The organism is Blochmannia endosymbiont of Camponotus sp. C-046, from assembly GCF_023585865.1.
Lineage (GTDB): Bacteria > Pseudomonadota > Gammaproteobacteria > Enterobacterales > Enterobacteriaceae > Blochmanniella.
Map to the genome: position 1 here is coordinate 126,759 of NZ_CP097752.1, position 16,575 is coordinate 143,333.

General features: G+C 27.8%; 12 protein-coding genes. 2 read left to right on the forward strand and 10 right to left on the reverse strand.

Features of this window, described 5'->3' with window-relative positions:
- Positions 1-37 precede the first annotated feature (37 nt).
- On the reverse strand, positions 38-1,426 hold the full coding sequence (gene pabB / locus M9409_RS00515) for an aminodeoxychorismate synthase component I (protein ID WP_250227010.1): 1,389 nt from the start codon (positions 1,424-1,426) through the stop codon (positions 38-40).
- Positions 1,427-1,795: 369 nt separating this feature from the next.
- Between pabB and tsaB the strand changes: the two genes are divergently transcribed.
- Positions 1,796-2,521 (forward strand): tRNA (adenosine(37)-N6)-threonylcarbamoyltransferase complex dimerization subunit type 1 TsaB, encoded by a 726-nt coding sequence (tsaB, locus tag M9409_RS00520; RefSeq protein ID WP_250227011.1) that lies wholly within the window; start codon positions 1,796-1,798, stop codon positions 2,519-2,521.
- 88 nt (positions 2,522-2,609) lie between these two features.
- Here tsaB and minE read toward each other — a convergent pair whose 3' ends face one another.
- From minE to hns, 8 genes are all read right to left on the reverse strand, one after another.
- Positions 2,610-2,870 (reverse strand): cell division topological specificity factor MinE, encoded by a 261-nt coding sequence (gene minE, locus M9409_RS00525; RefSeq protein ID WP_250227012.1) that lies wholly within the window; start codon positions 2,868-2,870, stop codon positions 2,610-2,612.
- Between the two features lie 8 nt (positions 2,871-2,878).
- Positions 2,879-3,691, reverse strand: a complete 813-nt coding sequence (minD, locus tag M9409_RS00530) for a septum site-determining protein MinD (protein WP_250227013.1) — start codon at positions 3,689-3,691, stop codon at positions 2,879-2,881.
- A gap of 25 nt (positions 3,692-3,716) precedes the next feature.
- Positions 3,717-4,355, reverse strand: coding sequence for a septum site-determining protein MinC (minC, locus tag M9409_RS00535; protein WP_250227223.1), 639 nt, complete (start codon positions 4,353-4,355; stop codon positions 3,717-3,719).
- 751 nt (positions 4,356-5,106) lie between these two features.
- Positions 5,107-5,631, reverse strand: a complete 525-nt coding sequence (dsbB, locus tag M9409_RS00540) for a disulfide bond formation protein DsbB (protein ID WP_250227014.1) — start codon at positions 5,629-5,631, stop codon at positions 5,107-5,109.
- Between the two features lie 478 nt (positions 5,632-6,109).
- Positions 6,110-7,111 carry a type I glyceraldehyde-3-phosphate dehydrogenase gene (gene gap / locus M9409_RS00545; protein ID WP_250227015.1) on the reverse strand — a complete coding sequence of 334 codons (1,002 nt, stop codon included), beginning with the start codon at positions 7,109-7,111 and terminating at the stop codon, positions 6,110-6,112.
- A 390-nt stretch (positions 7,112-7,501) separates the two neighbouring features.
- Positions 7,502-9,361, reverse strand: coding sequence for a signal peptide peptidase SppA (gene sppA, locus M9409_RS00550; protein ID WP_420022265.1), 1,860 nt, complete (start codon positions 9,359-9,361; stop codon positions 7,502-7,504).
- 230 nt (positions 9,362-9,591) lie between these two features.
- Positions 9,592-10,398: an exodeoxyribonuclease III gene (xthA, locus tag M9409_RS00555; RefSeq protein ID WP_250227017.1), complete on the reverse strand. Its 807-nt coding sequence runs from the start codon at positions 10,396-10,398 to the stop codon at positions 9,592-9,594.
- Positions 10,399-12,318: 1,920 nt separating this feature from the next.
- On the reverse strand, positions 12,319-12,729 hold the full coding sequence (hns, locus tag M9409_RS00560) for a histone-like nucleoid-structuring protein H-NS (protein WP_250227018.1): 411 nt from the start codon (positions 12,727-12,729) through the stop codon (positions 12,319-12,321).
- A 601-nt stretch (positions 12,730-13,330) separates the two neighbouring features.
- Here hns and M9409_RS00565 point away from each other — a divergent pair.
- Positions 13,331-13,942, forward strand: a complete 612-nt coding sequence (locus tag M9409_RS00565) for a thymidine kinase (RefSeq protein WP_250227019.1) — start codon at positions 13,331-13,333, stop codon at positions 13,940-13,942.
- Positions 13,943-14,391: 449 nt separating this feature from the next.
- Here M9409_RS00565 and cls read toward each other — a convergent pair whose 3' ends face one another.
- Positions 14,392-15,861: a cardiolipin synthase gene (gene cls / locus M9409_RS00570; RefSeq protein WP_250227020.1), complete on the reverse strand. Its 1,470-nt coding sequence runs from the start codon at positions 15,859-15,861 to the stop codon at positions 14,392-14,394.
- Positions 15,862-16,575: the final 714 nt, after the last annotated feature.

The window sequence follows — 16,575 nt, forward strand, 5'->3', positions numbered from 1 at the left end:
TATACGATATATATTATAAATAATTGATTTGAAGTAGTTATTTAAAATAAAATTTTTTTAGTAACGGCAGCAATATAGTAGAGACTTTGTCTTGCATTTCTTGATATTCTGATTCTTCATCGCTATCGAAAATAATACCACTTCCTACTGAGCAAAACAGGTATTGTCTTTCAGCTAATAATGTTCTGATAGCAATGTTGGTATCCATATTACCGCAACAACTTAAGTATCCAATATTACCAGACCAAATGTTTCGACGTTGTGGTTCAAGTTGTTCAATTAATTTCATGACTTGAACTTTTGGGGCTCCAATTATAGATCCTCCTGGAAAGCATGCACGTAGTAAATCACAAGCTGAAAAATTGTTAGATAGCTCTCCTGTAATAGTACTAATCATATGGTGCACTCCTGGAAATGATTGAACATCAAATAATTTAGATACATGAATACTACCTGGAACAGCTACTTTTCCAATATCATTTCTTAATAAATCAACGATCATTAAATTTTCTGATTGATCTTTTGTAGATTCAGATAATTTAATAATTTGTTGATAATCATCTTGTACGTTTTTTAATCTAGATAATGTACCTTTGATAGGTTGAGTTTTAATTTTTGTATCATGTAACTGCAAAAAACGTTCGGGAGATAAACTGAGTATACTCAATTTGTTTGGTAGCCTCATAAAAGCTGAAAAAGGTGCGTGATTATAATGTAATAGATAACGAAATGCTGTCCATTCATCTCCTATATATGAAGCAGAGAAACGTTGCGAAAGGCACACTTGATAACAATTTCCTGCAATTATATTTTTTTTGATAATATGGAATTTTTGAGCATATTCTGAGCGACTCATGTTGCTTTTCCATGATTGCGTAAGACGAAATGATGTTTTAGAAATATGATTGTTATATATATGTTGTTGTTTATATACCCAATTTAATATTTTTTTGGGATTATCATGAGTAACAAGGTAATTTTTACAAAGTTTATGATCCGAAATAATTGCCCATCGATATAAACCTATTGCCATATCTGGAAATGAAAGATCTTGTTTTGCTAATTTCGGAAGTGATTCAATATATCTTGCGAGATCATATCCAAACACACCTACAAATCCACCTTGAAATGGTAATTGAAAATTATTTTCTGATTGCATATTCATGATATGAATATATTTGTTTAATAGAAGAAATGGGTCTGCATTATTAACTTGATGTTGTTTATTACAAGAAACTGTAGTGGTATTGTTGTGCGTTATTAATGTTAGTGTTGGATCAGTAACTAATATATCGAAACGGCTATCTGGGTGTTTATTGTTATGACCAGAATACAACAACATAGACCATGATGTATTGGATAAAGTCTCAAAAAGATTCAGTGTAGCGTAAGGATGATAGGGTAGCTCTATAAGATGTATGCTCATTAAAACAAATATTCCCTTATGATTTTGAAATATGTACTGATTGTATGTATAGTATTGGGTTGTTGTTATTTTTATGAAATGAAAATATTTAAAATTTATGTTGTTATACGTATTGGATTTAATTATTTTTACTATGTTGCATTATAGAATACTTGAAAAATCATATATATAATGTGTGTGTTGTTGTGATAAAATTATCAATTATTATTAATCTTTAATATAATTCTAATATTCATGTAATTTTATTTTGTAGAGATTTTATTTAGTTGAATAAAAACTTTATATTTTATTATAGGTACAAAAATACATATTATTTAAATACAGTTAATAATTTTATTATTAATTAATTTTATTTTTTATTTGTTTGATATGTCTACTCAAATTTTGGCTTTTGATACTACTACTGAATTGTGTTCTGTTGCGATCATGATTGATCATAGCATATATGATCATAAAATTATAGCTCCAAAGAGTCATTCAGAAAAAATATTACCTATGATTAATCAATTATTGATTGAAGTAGGTGTTACTTTGGAATCATTTGATTGTATTGTATTTAATAGAGGACCGGGTAGTTTTGCAGGGGTACGTATTGGGATCAGTGTCGCACAGGGTTTGGCGTTAGGGGCGGATTTACCTTTAGTGGGGGTGTCTTCTTTAGAAGTATTAGCGCAAGGGGCTTGGCGTATTTTTTCTGTTAAACAAGTTATCTCTACTATTGATGCCCGTATGGGTGAGTTATATTGGGCTTGTTATCATCGGATGAGCGACGATAGTTGTTGGATATGTAGCGATAATGAGTCTATTATAAATCCGGAAATAATCGAAAAAAGATTAATATGTTCTTCTTATTTTCAGAAGATGAAGGGTAATTGGGCGCTTGTAGGAACAGGTTGGAATAACTATCCAATATTAGCATGTGCTGAAAAGATGCCTCGCGTAATTGCTTTAAAGAATAGGAGCGTTATGTTGCCTGAAGCACAGGATATGTTGCCTTTAGGACTGTATAATTGGATAAATAAGATATTTGTTAATCCAAATCAGGTGCAACCTGTGTATTTACGTAATGCAGTAGTTAGTTGTAAAAACAGATGATATCTAGTTTTGCAATGTTATTGGTTGTCTAGTAATGTTAGAAGTCCATATTTCAATATTTTATGTGATGCGTGTATGTTGTATTATGTTATGTTTCTTCATTAAAAAAAATTATCTTGCATTTTAAGATGGATGTTTTGTTGTCTTTTTTTTCTAATTGGATTGAAAGTATGTGTGGATCATGTGTATATTTACTTATTGTTTGGATTAAATCTTTTTTTAATTGAGGTAAATAATATGGGGAAGAATTATTTCTAGTGTTATGTTCAGAAATAATTTCTTGTAGTCTTTTTTTGGCGATGTTGGCTGGTGTTTTTTTTCTAAAAAAAAAGAAATTTACTAATACCATAATAAGTATTATCTCTTGAAAAATCGTTTGAAAAAGTTGATTTTTTTCTCTTTAATAAATCTCAAAGGACATGAATTTCCTAATAAACGATCTACTGTATCTGAATAAGCTTGTCCTGCTTGAGATTTTGAATCTAAAATAATTGGTTCGCCTTGATTGGATGCTTTTAATACTGCTTTGTCTTCTGGTATAACACCTAATAAAGGAATTCTTAATATTTCTATGACGTCGTCTAAACTAAGCATATCTCCTCGTCGAACACGGCTAGGATTATATCGAGTTAGTAATAGATGTTCTTTGATTGTTGTTGCACCATTTTCAGAACGTTTAGATTTAGATGCTAAAATACCCAACATGCGATCTGAGTCATGTACTGATGACACTTCTGGATTGGTAGTGACAATTGCTTCGTCTGCAAAATATAGAGCTGTTAAGGCTCCACTATCAATACCTGCAGGAGAATCACATATTATAAATTCAAAGTTCATTTTATTAAGATTATTTAATATTTCTTCTACTCCTCCTAGGGTTAAATAATTTTTATCGCGTGTTTGTGACGCAGGTAGAATATATAAATAATCAGTGTGTTTGTCTTTAATTAGCGCTTGGTGTAAGGTGGCTTCACCTTGAATGACATTAATGAAATCATATACTACTCTGCGTTCGCATCCCATAACTAAATCAAGATTACGCAAACCAATATCAAAATCAATAACAGCGGTTTTTTTACCTTTACGTGCTAGCCCAGTAGCAACAGATGCACTTGATGTTGTCTTACCTACTCCTCCTTTTCCTGAAGTAACAACTATTATTCGCGTCATAAAAAAATCCTTATTGCAGGATACATTATAAATTTTTAATGATAAGCATATCGTTTTTTAAACTTAGTCTTACCGCTTTACCTAAAAATTCTTTTGGAATTTGATCGCTTAACCAATAACGTCCTCCGATCGATACTAGTTCAGGAGATAAATGAGTACAAAAAATTTGGGATTCTTTATTACCGGATGCTCCGGCTAATACCCGACCTCGCATTATACCATAAATATGGATATTGCCGTCGGCAATGATTTCAGCTCCAGTGCTAACATTTTCAATAATGATTAAATCTCGATTACGAGCGTATATTTTTTGTCCAGAACGTACTGGAGTATTGATTAATTGTGTTTTAGCAATTATTGGAATGTTGCTGTATAAATATTCTGAAGAATATTTATTTTTTATAGCATTTCCTTCTGCGAGAATAGGTACTCCACTACGAATAATTGTTTCTTTTAATTTTTTATTATGACAACAACATACCCCAATTATAAACAATCCAGCATCGGATATTGTTCGATACAGAGCGCTCCAGTTGTTACAATAATCAAGATTACCAATGTTTATAACAATTGGTGTGTTTTTTAATAAAAAAAAGGGAGCTTTTTCTATTTTTTCTTCCAATGATCGACGAATCAGTTCTATGCATGTACTATAGATATGCATCACTAATAATGTAAAATTACTCCCTTTTATACTAATGGACACATTAATTTTTTCATAATTTAAATACAGGTATCGTATGTTTATGTTTGATATTATTATTTGTGTGAATGTATGTTTATTTATTATTATTCATACTATGATTTATATATAATTTATTTTTAAGTGTAAAGATATTATTACTGCCTACAGTAAAGCAGGAAAAATGATAATGAATCAATAAAAAAAATTAATTAATAATCATAAATAGTCCAATAATCGCTGTAGTATAATATATTTTAGAGTTGTAGTAAATATGGTATATTTAAAGTTGTGCGATATTAGTGATTGTATATTTGTATAAATTATTAAAATAAATTAATTCAATTCTATTGACAGGATACTCAATCAGTATGTTATAGGTTGGTGTATTGATCATGTAATTTTCGATTTTAAGAATTTTAGATGTTAATACAGTATATCCATTAACGAAATTTTTTAAAAAATAAGAATAAATGATAACTAATATTAGTTCATAAGGTGTTATTTTAAGTACAACATATATTTGATTTGTGTTTATTAAACAATATTATGTAAGATAAATATTATATGTGTGAATTTGATTAGCACGATTATATATCGATTTTTCAGTGTATATGTGCAATAAAATTAATGAGTGATTACACAATGAAGATTAATGATAATATTTTATGTTTTATGTGTAAAAGTAAAATATGTGCTGATATTTGAAGATTGGTATCATGTTATTTGTATTCTATTTGTTGTTGTATTTTTGGATATCAATAATTTGTGATAAAGACACGAGTATCGCTACTATCAAGTAGCTAGCAAAAATTATAAGCATCCATTGAGATATTTCTAATGACAAAAAGTACCATTTATACTCAGTACAATCTCCATTAGCATCAAACATAGAAGGCCACCATTTATTCAAAGGTAACCAATTAGGAAATTGTACAAATAAATCACACATGGAGAATGGAGATGGATGCAACTGAATGTTAATATATTCTTTAGCTAACACTAATCCTTTCCAAGCGCTGTATATCCAAATTGGGATAGCAAAAAATCTTAAAAGAGTAAATGGAGCAATTGTCGCAACCAAACCAGCAATTCCTATGCCCCATAGAGCGCATCTTTGATATATACATAACACGCAAGGTTTTATTAAAACAATGTGTTGTAAATATAAGGCTACTAACTCTAAAATAACAACGGTAAATATTAATAAAATCCAACATTTTCTAGTTTTAGAACAAATATTAAAAAAACGTAACATAAATAATTACCTAAAATTAACACAATTCAACCTGATGTATTTAAACATTTTTAAAACAAAGTAAAATTTGATATCATATAGTCTACTATGGTTAAAATTATGTAAACGATATATGTGGTAATGATATACATCATTTACATGTCACTAATATTATTCAATTATCAACAATGATAGAAGTATAACAATTTAATTTAAATTTTATTTGTGGCAATAGTGTTTGAAACGTTCATGTCCATAGTGTTATTAATGAAGGACAATTGGTTGGTTTATTTTCATAGATGTATAATAATAAAAAAATTTTTTATAGCTCTTATATTGTATCAATTTTATTGATATTTATTATACTTATATTATAAGAGATGTCGCTTGAGAATTCAGAAAAAAATAACACCTCTTATTAGGCAGTCATTAAATTGTTTTTATTTGATTTTTACCATTAGGTTATTATGCAACCGGTCGCAATATTTATTAGATAATATTATTTATATTTTGTAATATACACACTTAAATCAATTACTTTGTCAGAGTATCCTGTTTCATTATCGTACCAAGATATTAATTTAGCAAAATGATTATTTAATACAATACTTGCTTGCGCGTCGAAAATGGAGATTAATTTTTCTCCATTAAAATCGCTGGATACCACTTTTTCATCAGTATATCCTATAATTCCTTTCAAATTTCCATAAGCAGCGTGTTTAATAACATCACAAATATTTTTATAAGAGGCGGATTTTTCTAAACGAACAGTAAAGTCAACAACAGAAACATTTGGAATGGGAACTCGGAATGATATTCCAGTTAATTTACCATCTAATTCTTTAATAACTTTACCTAATGCTCGTGTTGCTCCGGTAGAAGATGGAATAATATTTTGGTAAGCACCACGCCCACTTCTCCAATCATTGTGCATTGGAGAATCAACAGTTTTTTGAGTAGCGGTGGTAGCATGAACAGTAGTCATTATACCTTCAATGATTCCAAAATTGTCATTGATAACTTTAGCTAGTGGAGCTAAACAATTAGTGGTACAGGATGCATTAGATATTATTTTTTCTCCGTTATAGAGATGATTATTAACTCCCATAACAAACATTGGGGTATCATCTTTTGATGGGGCTGTTAGTACTACTTTACGGGCTCCAGCAACTATATGTCCATTAGCTTTTTCTTCAGTTAAAAACATTCCTGTAGATTCAGCAACAACATCAACATTAAAATTTCTCCAATATAAGTTTTTTGGATCTTTTTTTGAGGTATAATGCACAATTTTATTATTAATAATTAAATGATCACCATGAACATTAATTGTTCCTTTAAATCGTCCATGAGTTGAATCATACTTCAGCATATATGCGATATGTTCAATATCGAGTAAATCATTAATGGCGACAACATCTGCATCTTTTCTTTCTTGTACAGATCTAAAAATAACGCGACCAATTCTACCGAATCCATTAATACCTATTTTAATAGCCATATATTACATGCTCCTGTTTTAATCGTAATTATGTGTTATATTGTAAATTGTAAACGCAGGTATGGAAACTTTGTTTGTATATATCAAAGTATTTATAATAACTATTTTAAATAACTTAAAAGTAATTTGTGTTTTTGATGTGTTTGATATTCCACACAATATTAGTAATATAGATAATACTATCACATCATTGATACGTAATATATTTAATTTTCGATAATTACGTGTATTTCATAATTTATCATGATCTAACAATATAAATATGTTTTTTATGTTCATTTTTTTATAGGTATTGAAATCAAATAAATTTATTAATGTGACGTTTTGCAACCGAATCATCATTGTACAGTTATGTTAGTATGTAAATAAAAATTTACATTATATATGATATTACAATTGTGCTAAATAATTTAAATCAAGAGCATAGCAATTTTTTGGATCATTCCATGCAAATTGAAGGATATTAGAGTTATTTATGTTTACATTATCGTTGTTAAAATTATCTAATGAAATATAATGATTTAATAATTTGATAATGATACTATGAATAACTTTATTAGTTTGTTGCATTAAAACATCTATCCAATTTACTTTATCTTCGTACCAATTAAGTTGATATTCTTGTAAGTGAGCTAGTTCCACCGCTTTATTTATTGCGTCATCTATATCTCCTATATAGTCAATTAATCCATTTTTTATTGCATCATAACCCAGCCATACGTGGCCTTGAGCAATTTTATGAATATCTTCTGTGGTCTTCCGGCGAGATTCAGCTACAGTGCTAATAAAATAGTGATAGCTGGTATTTACATAAAGTTGCATCATGTTTATATATTCAGTAGGGAGTGGGGTAGTGATTGAAATATTTGCTATAGGAGATGTATTTGCTCCATCACTATGAATGCCGATGGCGTCGAGAGATTTTTCAAATGTATTAATAATACCAAATATACCTATAGAACCTGTAATAGTACTGTTACTTGCAATAATAACATTGGCCGGAGTCGATATCCAATACCCTCCAGATGCTGCTACGCCACCCATAGAAACTATTACTGGTTTACCAGAATCCCTAGTAGTTGTCAGTTCTAATCTAATTAATTCAGAAGCGTTTACACTGCCTCCCGGGCTATTGACACGCAATACTATTGCTTTTATTTTAGGATCAAACCGAGCGCTGCGAATTTTATGGGCTATAGTATCGCCACCAATTGAACCTGGTATGTTAGGTCCATCCACAATCGGACCGTTAACACATATTATTGCTATTTGGTTGTCTTGTTTTGTAGGAGCTATAAGATTGTAATCATACATGCTGATTGCATTAAACGAAGTGCCTTGTTTATTAGATCCAAATATTTTTTTCATTGTATTTTCTATAACAAAATGAGATGCAACTTCATCGATCCATTTATTTTTGAGTGCATAAGCTGCAGTATCTCCTTTCATTTGATGTAATTCATTTAGTATATTGTCAATTCCTGGAAAAATTGACTGTGTTGTTACGTTACGATTAGTAGATATTGTTTTTAAATATTGATCCCATAAACGATTTACCAATGTTGTTTCTTCATGTCGTACATGATGTGACATTTGATCTTGAATAAATGGTTCAACGGCAGATTTATATGTACCTACTCTAAAAATATGAGTGTTAATTTTTAAATTATCTAATAGAGATTTATAATATAACTTGCTGGTAGAAATTCCTCGTAAATCTACAAATCCATGTGGTGTAAGATAAATTTTATTGGCATAACTAGCGAGAAAATACTGTGATTGATTATAATAATCAGAAATTGCATAAATTAGTTTACCGGATTCTTTGAATTCATGTAATGCTTTACCAATATATTCTAATGATGCTTGGTTACTTCCAGAAAAGTTTTTTAATGACAATATTAATCCAGTTACATATGGATCATTTTTGGCTTGACGTAATATGCCGATAATATCAAATAGTGAGTTTTCTTTAGAATTTGATTTATTTGTATTGAATAAATGTTGACTGAATTTTTGAAATTTATTGTATGTTACTGGCTTATCTACGATAGTACCAGAAATATCTAGAATTAATGCAGAGTACTGTGATAATGATCCAGTGGAAGGATCACGTAAATTTAAATATATTCCCACGCTAATTATAATGAAAATTACAAAGAATAGATTTATTAGTATTGTTCGTATTAGATATAGTGTATTCATGCCATATCTAATTATTTTATAAGTAGTTTTCCATATATTCTGAATGAACGATTTTATTATTAAAAACATTATATAATAATCCACATGAATTTTATAGCTTCACAATTCAATCAAGTTAAGTATCACATAATATGTATAAATGAAATGAAAATTAATAATTTTTATGATTTTATTAATTTTATATGATGTAAAAATTAAAAATTTTCAGTGATATTATGTCGTATCAGTAGTTAAAGGTTTATATAAAATGATTTCCGTGTGACGTAAAGTATATATTAAATATCCAAATCTACCCATACTGGAGCATGATCGGATGGTCGTTGCATTCCACGGATACTATAGCTTATATCACTATTTCTACAACGGACCGCTAGAGGACGTGTTGCTAATATCAAATCAATGCGTAAACCATTATTTTTGAAAAATCCACGAGATCTATAGCTGAACCAAGAATAACGTTCATCATTTTGAGGATGCATGTTTCGATATATATCTATTAAACCCCAATCCATTAAGCGATTGATCCATGTTCTTTCTTCTGGTAAGAAAGAACATCGACCTGTCGTAAGCCAACGTTTTTTATTTTTTTCGCCAATGCCAACATCAAAATCTGTAGGACTAATATTCATATCACCCATAATCAGTAACAATGAATGATCTTGATAGGTACGTTCTATATAATTTTGAAAACTTTTATAAAAATTTTTTTTGTACGCAAATTTTTCTGGATGATTTTTATTTTCTCCTTGAGGAAAGTAACCGTTAATGATAGTTAATATACCTATTGATGTTTTAATATTAGCCATGATTATTCGTTTTTGGGATAAGTCATTATCATTAGTAAGCCCATGAATAACAGTTAAAGGAAGTTGACGTAGAAATAATGCAACACCGTAATGTTTTTTTTGACCATAATAATATACATGATAATCATATTTTAGTATTTCTTTTATAGGAAAAAAGTCATCATGTACTTTAGTTTCTTGTAATCCAATGACATCAGGTTGTAATTTCAGGATAATTGTATTTAATTGATGCATACGAGCACGTAATCCATTTATATTAAAAGAAACAAATTTCATATGATGAAGACCCGTATTTATTTCCAATTATAAAATATAGGTGTTGTTGGTTTAGTGTAAGAAAAGTTTCAAAAATAATTGATCATTATACTTCATAAGTATTGCATAGTATATGAAAATAAATGTTATTTGTTATAATTAATGATTAGTTCAGTGTATTTATCTGTCAAGGTAATAGTTGGTACTTCAAAATTTGAGGTTGTTGTGTATGATATTTTTATACACGGCATGAGGTAATAAGTTACAATACTTCTTGTTTTTTTGAATAGCTGCTTTAAGTTTAGATATGGTTGGAAAGTATAAGAAGATTGTTGATTTATGAACATCAATGATTGTAGTTTTAGTTTTTTTATATTTGTATTATTGGGTATTTAATTGATTGAATTAATCATTGAAGACCACAATGATGATTGGTTTAGTTTATAAAAAGTATGTATCAATAATTTGAGGTGTTATTCTGATTTTATATGAAAAAATATTTATATACAATGAGCAATCATTGAAATGAAAATATCATGATGATTTAGAATTAATTTGTATCAATTTTTTATAAATTTGTTTAGAAATGGTTAAAAAAATAATTTATATATGTATTTGAAATAGTATTGTAAACAAATGGGATTTATAGTGTTTTATATAATTTTGATATATTAAATGATATTATGTGTGATACGAATGATTTGTGTATATATAAATATATTTCTGAAGTCATATAGAATTATTTTGAAGGACCAAAAAAATTTATAGATTGCATAAATATATACAGGGTTATGGTTGTAAATAGTTTCTAAATATGTTTTATGTCGATGCTATTAATGGTTTTAATGAGTGTTTTTGTATTCTTTTGTATAGTGGTAGGATATTTCGTAACATTTATAATCATAAAAAAATTTTAAGAATGTACTGAGTGGTATCATCGAAATTTTAATGGTTATAATAATTTTAGTTTTAATTTTTATTAGTATACGTTATCAATCATAATGATTGATCCGCAATGTATGATCCCTGTCAAGGGGATATTTTGATAACTTATAATATCAATTAATTTTACTAAAAATTTACGGTATATATTGTTTAGTATAATAAAATATGATACAGTGAACACACTGTAATTACAAATGTATGCCCTGTCAGAGTTGTTTTTTAAATTATTTTAACAATTTTAAAGAAACAGTATCACATGATGAGTATATGTGATTATTGGTAAATGTTTGTGGGTATTGCGTCGTTTTGATTAAAAATCAAATTTTAAATAAATTATGTATTATGTTTGTATCCAATTATTTTTACATTGAGTGCATGTGGAAATGATAATTAACATTCATATAAGCAATGGTGTTTAGTGATCATGATATTGTGCTAACTAAAATTTTTAAATTTTATAATTGATGTTAATAATAATTATTTTTTAAGATTTATATTTTAAAGGAATATAAGTATAAACCAGTAGTATAGATTGTCAGTTATAATCTGATGTTATGGATATATGTATAAAATATACAGAAATATTTTAAAATATATTAAATATAATTTATTTATATACATGAGGAATATGTAATAATTTAATACACTAATAATTTAGTTAGGCAATATTATATTTAAATCAGAGATGAATATTATTAAATTAATGGAAATTAATTTGATTATATTAAATGATGTAGTTAATGGGTATCTGGTATTTAAATAATAAAATAATATAAATATATGTACATGTATTTATTAGTTTGATATAAATATATGTATATTTTATAAAAGTAAAATATAATGATATTGCGGATATTATAATATTAATTTGAATAATAGCTAACAGCGATAATATATAATAAATTATATATGACGATTGCAAACAAAGAGTTTTGGTGATGTTTTCAAACTCTTTGTTTGATATGAAGTAGATAGGTGTTAATCATTTATTATTAATTACAGTAAAAAATCTTCTAATTTTTTCTTTTTTTCATCAATGGCTTTTTTGATAATTGAGGGAGTACGTCCTTGTCCGGTCCAAGTTTTAATTTCGCCATGTTTGTTAGTGTATTGATACTTTGCCGGGCGAGCTGCACGTTTATTTTTATGAAACGATTTAGTATTAGAACTCATTTGTTGTAATAGTTCATTAGGGTCTATTCCGTCAGCTATGAGCATATCACGATATTGTTGTAATTTTCGAGAATGTTCTTCTATTTCAGCTTGAACTTGACTATTTTCTTCTCGGCGTTCATTAACAACTACTTCTAATTTTTCTAATATTTCCTCCAAGGTATCAAGGGTGCATGCTCTAGCTTGCGCTCGTAAAGTGCGTATATTATTAAGAATTTTTAGTGCGTCGTTCATCGCATTGATCTCAAAATGTAATAAATAACAAGTCTATTATAAGGATAGAGTGCTAATTTATTTTCTGCAAGGCCTCGGGTATTTAATTTATAAATAAACTTATTATATCTTGTGTTAATCGATAATTATATATATATAGTGTCAATAAATATTGAGTAAGTGTAATTTATTGTTTTATTAAAGATATTGAATTAATTTTAGTTTAATTATTTATGTATTATTTAATGTTTAAGTATTATCGGTTTAAAATTGAAATTGTTTATTTATTTATATTTTTAATATAAATAATATCCTTTTTATTAATTTTAAATTATATGCATAGATACATAGACTGTGTTAAGTATAGATTGTTGTATTTAACTGAAGTATCATTTTGAGCATAAAATTTAAATAATATTAAAAATATATATAGTATTGTAAAATTGTTGATCTTATATAAAATAAAAAGATTTATTTTATCAAAATTAATTTAGAATATAAAAATAAATATTTTGTCAATTTATAGATTCAGTAATTTTTAAGTTTAAAATGATAATGAAATATAAATTATATTTATGTTGTTGGTATTCAAATATTGTGATTTGAATAGGGTATTAATTGTATGGCACAATTGTATTTTTATTATTCCGCAATGAATGCCGGGAAAACTACCGCATTATTACAGTCTTCTTATAATTATCAAGAACGAGGAATGCACACTGTATTATATACTGCTGAAATGAGTTCTCGAGAGAATGGACATAAACAAATCAAATCTCGTATTGGATTGCATGCTTCCGCTAGAGCGTTTAATATTAAAACTAATTTTTTTGATCAAATAGTAACTACACATCAAAGGGATATAATACATTGTGTGTTAGTGGATGAGTGTCATTTTCTCAATCGTAATCAAGTGATTGATTTAAGTAAAATAGTTGATGTGTTGAATATTCCAGTGTTATGTTATGGATTACGTACTGATTTTAGAGCCGATTTATTTTCAGGAAGTTTATGGTTATTGGCATGGGCAGATAAATTAATTGAATTAAAAACTATTTGTTATTGTGGACGAAAAGCTAATAGAGTTCTCAGGATTGATAATAATGGTTTAGTAATGCGAGATGGAAATCAAATACTGATTGGGGGTAATAACCATTATGTTTCAGTATGCCGTAAACATTTTGTAGAACAACTAGATTCACCGTTATCTGTAACAAAATGTGTACCAAAATAAATAACAGCTTTTTGATATTATACACGATTTTATTTGTTTTTGAATAACATATATTTTATGTATATAGCATGCTTGGTATTAAAGTTATAAATGATATAAATATTATTGCACTTTGGATAATTAATATTAATAGTACGGATTAATTTATATTTCAAATAATCACACTTGATGAAGTCACTGTAATCACGGATAAAATATTTTTCAATTTAATTATGAACCGTTCAATCAGAAGTTAAATTGATTCAATACAGAATATATTTTTTGTTTTTAAACGTGTATAAGAATTTTTTTTATGTAACTCAAATTGATATTTGAGTATATATTTGATTGTGATAAAAGGATTTATGGATATTTTAATTGAAGTTAGAGTATTCTACATCATGAGAATAGAATGGTTGTATTATGTTTATTTGGGGGTGATTTATTGAAACTAAAAACTAAAAAATTATTTATAATAAGGGACTGAAGAAATAAAATAAACGCTCAACAATGCGTTCCCAGTAAGGACGTTTAGCCCATTTTTGAGGATCGATTATTTTGGAATGTGCAATATAGGTTTCCTGTGTTTTTTCTAACTCGTTACTAAAATCTTTACTATCAATAACTAAAGTTATTTCAAAGTTTAACCATAAACTGCGTGTATCTAGGTTAACGGTTCCTATGAGACTTAATTGTTGATCGACTAATACACTTTTTACGTGTAGTAATCCATTTTGGAACTGATGTATTAAAACCCCGGCTTTCAATAATTCACTAAAAAATGCTCTACTAGCCCAGTTTACTAATACAGAATCGTTATTTTGAGGAATAATGATATGTACTTCTACTCCCCGTTGTGCTGCTGTACAAATGGCATGTAATAAATCGTCGCTAGGTACTAAGTATGGAGTGGTAATGATAAGTTTTTTACGCGCTTCATATAATGATATTAACAATACTTGATGAATTATTCCTTCTGGACATCCTGGGCCAGAGGGAATAATTTGAATAGTGTGTCCTGTTGGTATTAGTTTATGCGCTGTTACTATGTGAGCGTTAAATAATAATGGGAATAATACATGTTGTCCTGTTTCAATTTCCCAATCAGAAGAAAATATTATGCTCATGGCAGAAGCTGCAGGACCATCTATACGTACCATAATGTCGACCCATTGTCCAATCCCTATATTTTTTTTAAACAACTGTGGGTCTACCATATTCATACTGCCAGTATAAGCAATATGGTCATCAATTAATATCATTTTTCGGTGTTGTCGCAAATCCATACGGCGTAGAAATATACGTAACAAATTGATATGTAGTGCTTCTACAATATTAACCCCAGCTTGGCGCATTATATTAGGATATGAGCTACTGAAAAAATTAGTACATCCAGCTGAATCTAATATAATTCGACATCGAATACCTCTTTTAGCTGCTATAATTAATTTTTTTATAACATGATCTACTAACCCCCCAGATTCCCAAATATAAAATATCATATCAATGCTGTGTTGAGCTAATTCAATATCTTTAATTAAAGATACGATAGTATCGTCAGTTTTTTTAAATAATTGTATTTGATTACCTCTTAGAGCGCCTATTCCTTGACGATGTTCGCAAAGCTTAAATAATGAAGAAGCAATTAAGCTGTGTTCAGTGGAAAATATATGTTTGTAGGTTTTTAGTATTTGTATGCGACGCATAGTAGATGACCATGCTATTTTACTTCTAGTAGAGCGTGGTTTACCAAGGTTAGATTCTCCAAATAATAGATATGTAATGATACCTATTAAAGGTAAAATATAAATTACTAATAGCCATGCCATAGACGATGGTACTGCTCGGCGTTTTATTAAAACTCGAAATGTAACTAGTACGATTAATAACCAATAACTGCACAAGAAAATACAATTAAATATAGCATGAATCGCAATCATGATTTACATAAAATCCTTTGAGATGTTTATGGGATACTTTAAACAAAGATTATAGATTATTATTGAATATTTATTTTATGACAAAATTTTATAATCGCATAAAAGATGTAGATATGTAATGATCAAGTATTGATTAGTAAAATATATTCATTGATATTCATCATTATTTAATAATATAAATTTTATTATTATTATTATAATGTTTTATATTATAAATAGTATACGATAATTGAGGTCATTTCTTATGTTTATTAGGAAATAAATAATTTATACATTTTATTATATAATTAGTAATTATTGTTTCATGCATACATATATATATATTGATTATTAATATCTAAATAATAAAAGAAATCATCAAAAACATGATGTATGTGTATATTTAAATTGTGTAATATTACCCAATTAGAATTGATGCATTAATATTTTATAATGTAATTCACGTATTTGCTATTTGGTTGAAGAGAATGTTTTTAAATTGTTTGATTGATGCTGTAATTACGTATTTTTAATGTTTTTTGAAATATGTATGAGAAAGTATAAGAATGATTATGTGAATGAATTATGTTAGTTATTTTGAATGAAATTTAAATTGAATGTTTGTGTGTACTAATATTTTCAATATATGCAATATAAATAAAGAAAACATATATGATACACATAAATGTGTTTCGTATCGCATAAAACTTCTTATATGTCATATATCTTGATATG

Bases quoted from the DNA above. Each gene is read 5' to 3' on its own strand.
- hns (WP_250227018.1), bottom strand. From the start codon at position 12,729: ATGAACGACGCACTAAAAATTCTTAATAATATACGCACTTTACGAGCG.
- minE (WP_250227012.1), bottom strand. From the start codon at position 2,870: ATGGTATTAGTAAATTTCTTTTTTTTTAGAAAAAAAACACCAGCCAAC.
- cls (WP_250227020.1), bottom strand. From the start codon at position 15,861: ATGATTGCGATTCATGCTATATTTAATTGTATTTTCTTGTGCAGTTAT.
- dsbB (WP_250227014.1), bottom strand. From the start codon at position 5,631: ATGTTACGTTTTTTTAATATTTGTTCTAAAACTAGAAAATGTTGGATT.
- gap (WP_250227015.1), bottom strand. From the start codon at position 7,111: ATGGCTATTAAAATAGGTATTAATGGATTCGGTAGAATTGGTCGCGTT.
- xthA (WP_250227017.1), bottom strand. From the start codon at position 10,398: ATGAAATTTGTTTCTTTTAATATAAATGGATTACGTGCTCGTATGCAT.
- minC (WP_250227223.1), bottom strand. From the start codon at position 4,355: ATGCATATCTATAGTACATGCATAGAACTGATTCGTCGATCATTGGAA.
- M9409_RS00565 (WP_250227019.1), top strand. From the start codon at position 13,331: ATGGCACAATTGTATTTTTATTATTCCGCAATGAATGCCGGGAAAACT.
- minD (WP_250227013.1), bottom strand. From the start codon at position 3,691: ATGACGCGAATAATAGTTGTTACTTCAGGAAAAGGAGGAGTAGGTAAG.
- tsaB (WP_250227011.1), top strand. From the start codon at position 1,796: ATGTCTACTCAAATTTTGGCTTTTGATACTACTACTGAATTGTGTTCT.
- pabB (WP_250227010.1), bottom strand. From the start codon at position 1,426: ATGAGCATACATCTTATAGAGCTACCCTATCATCCTTACGCTACACTG.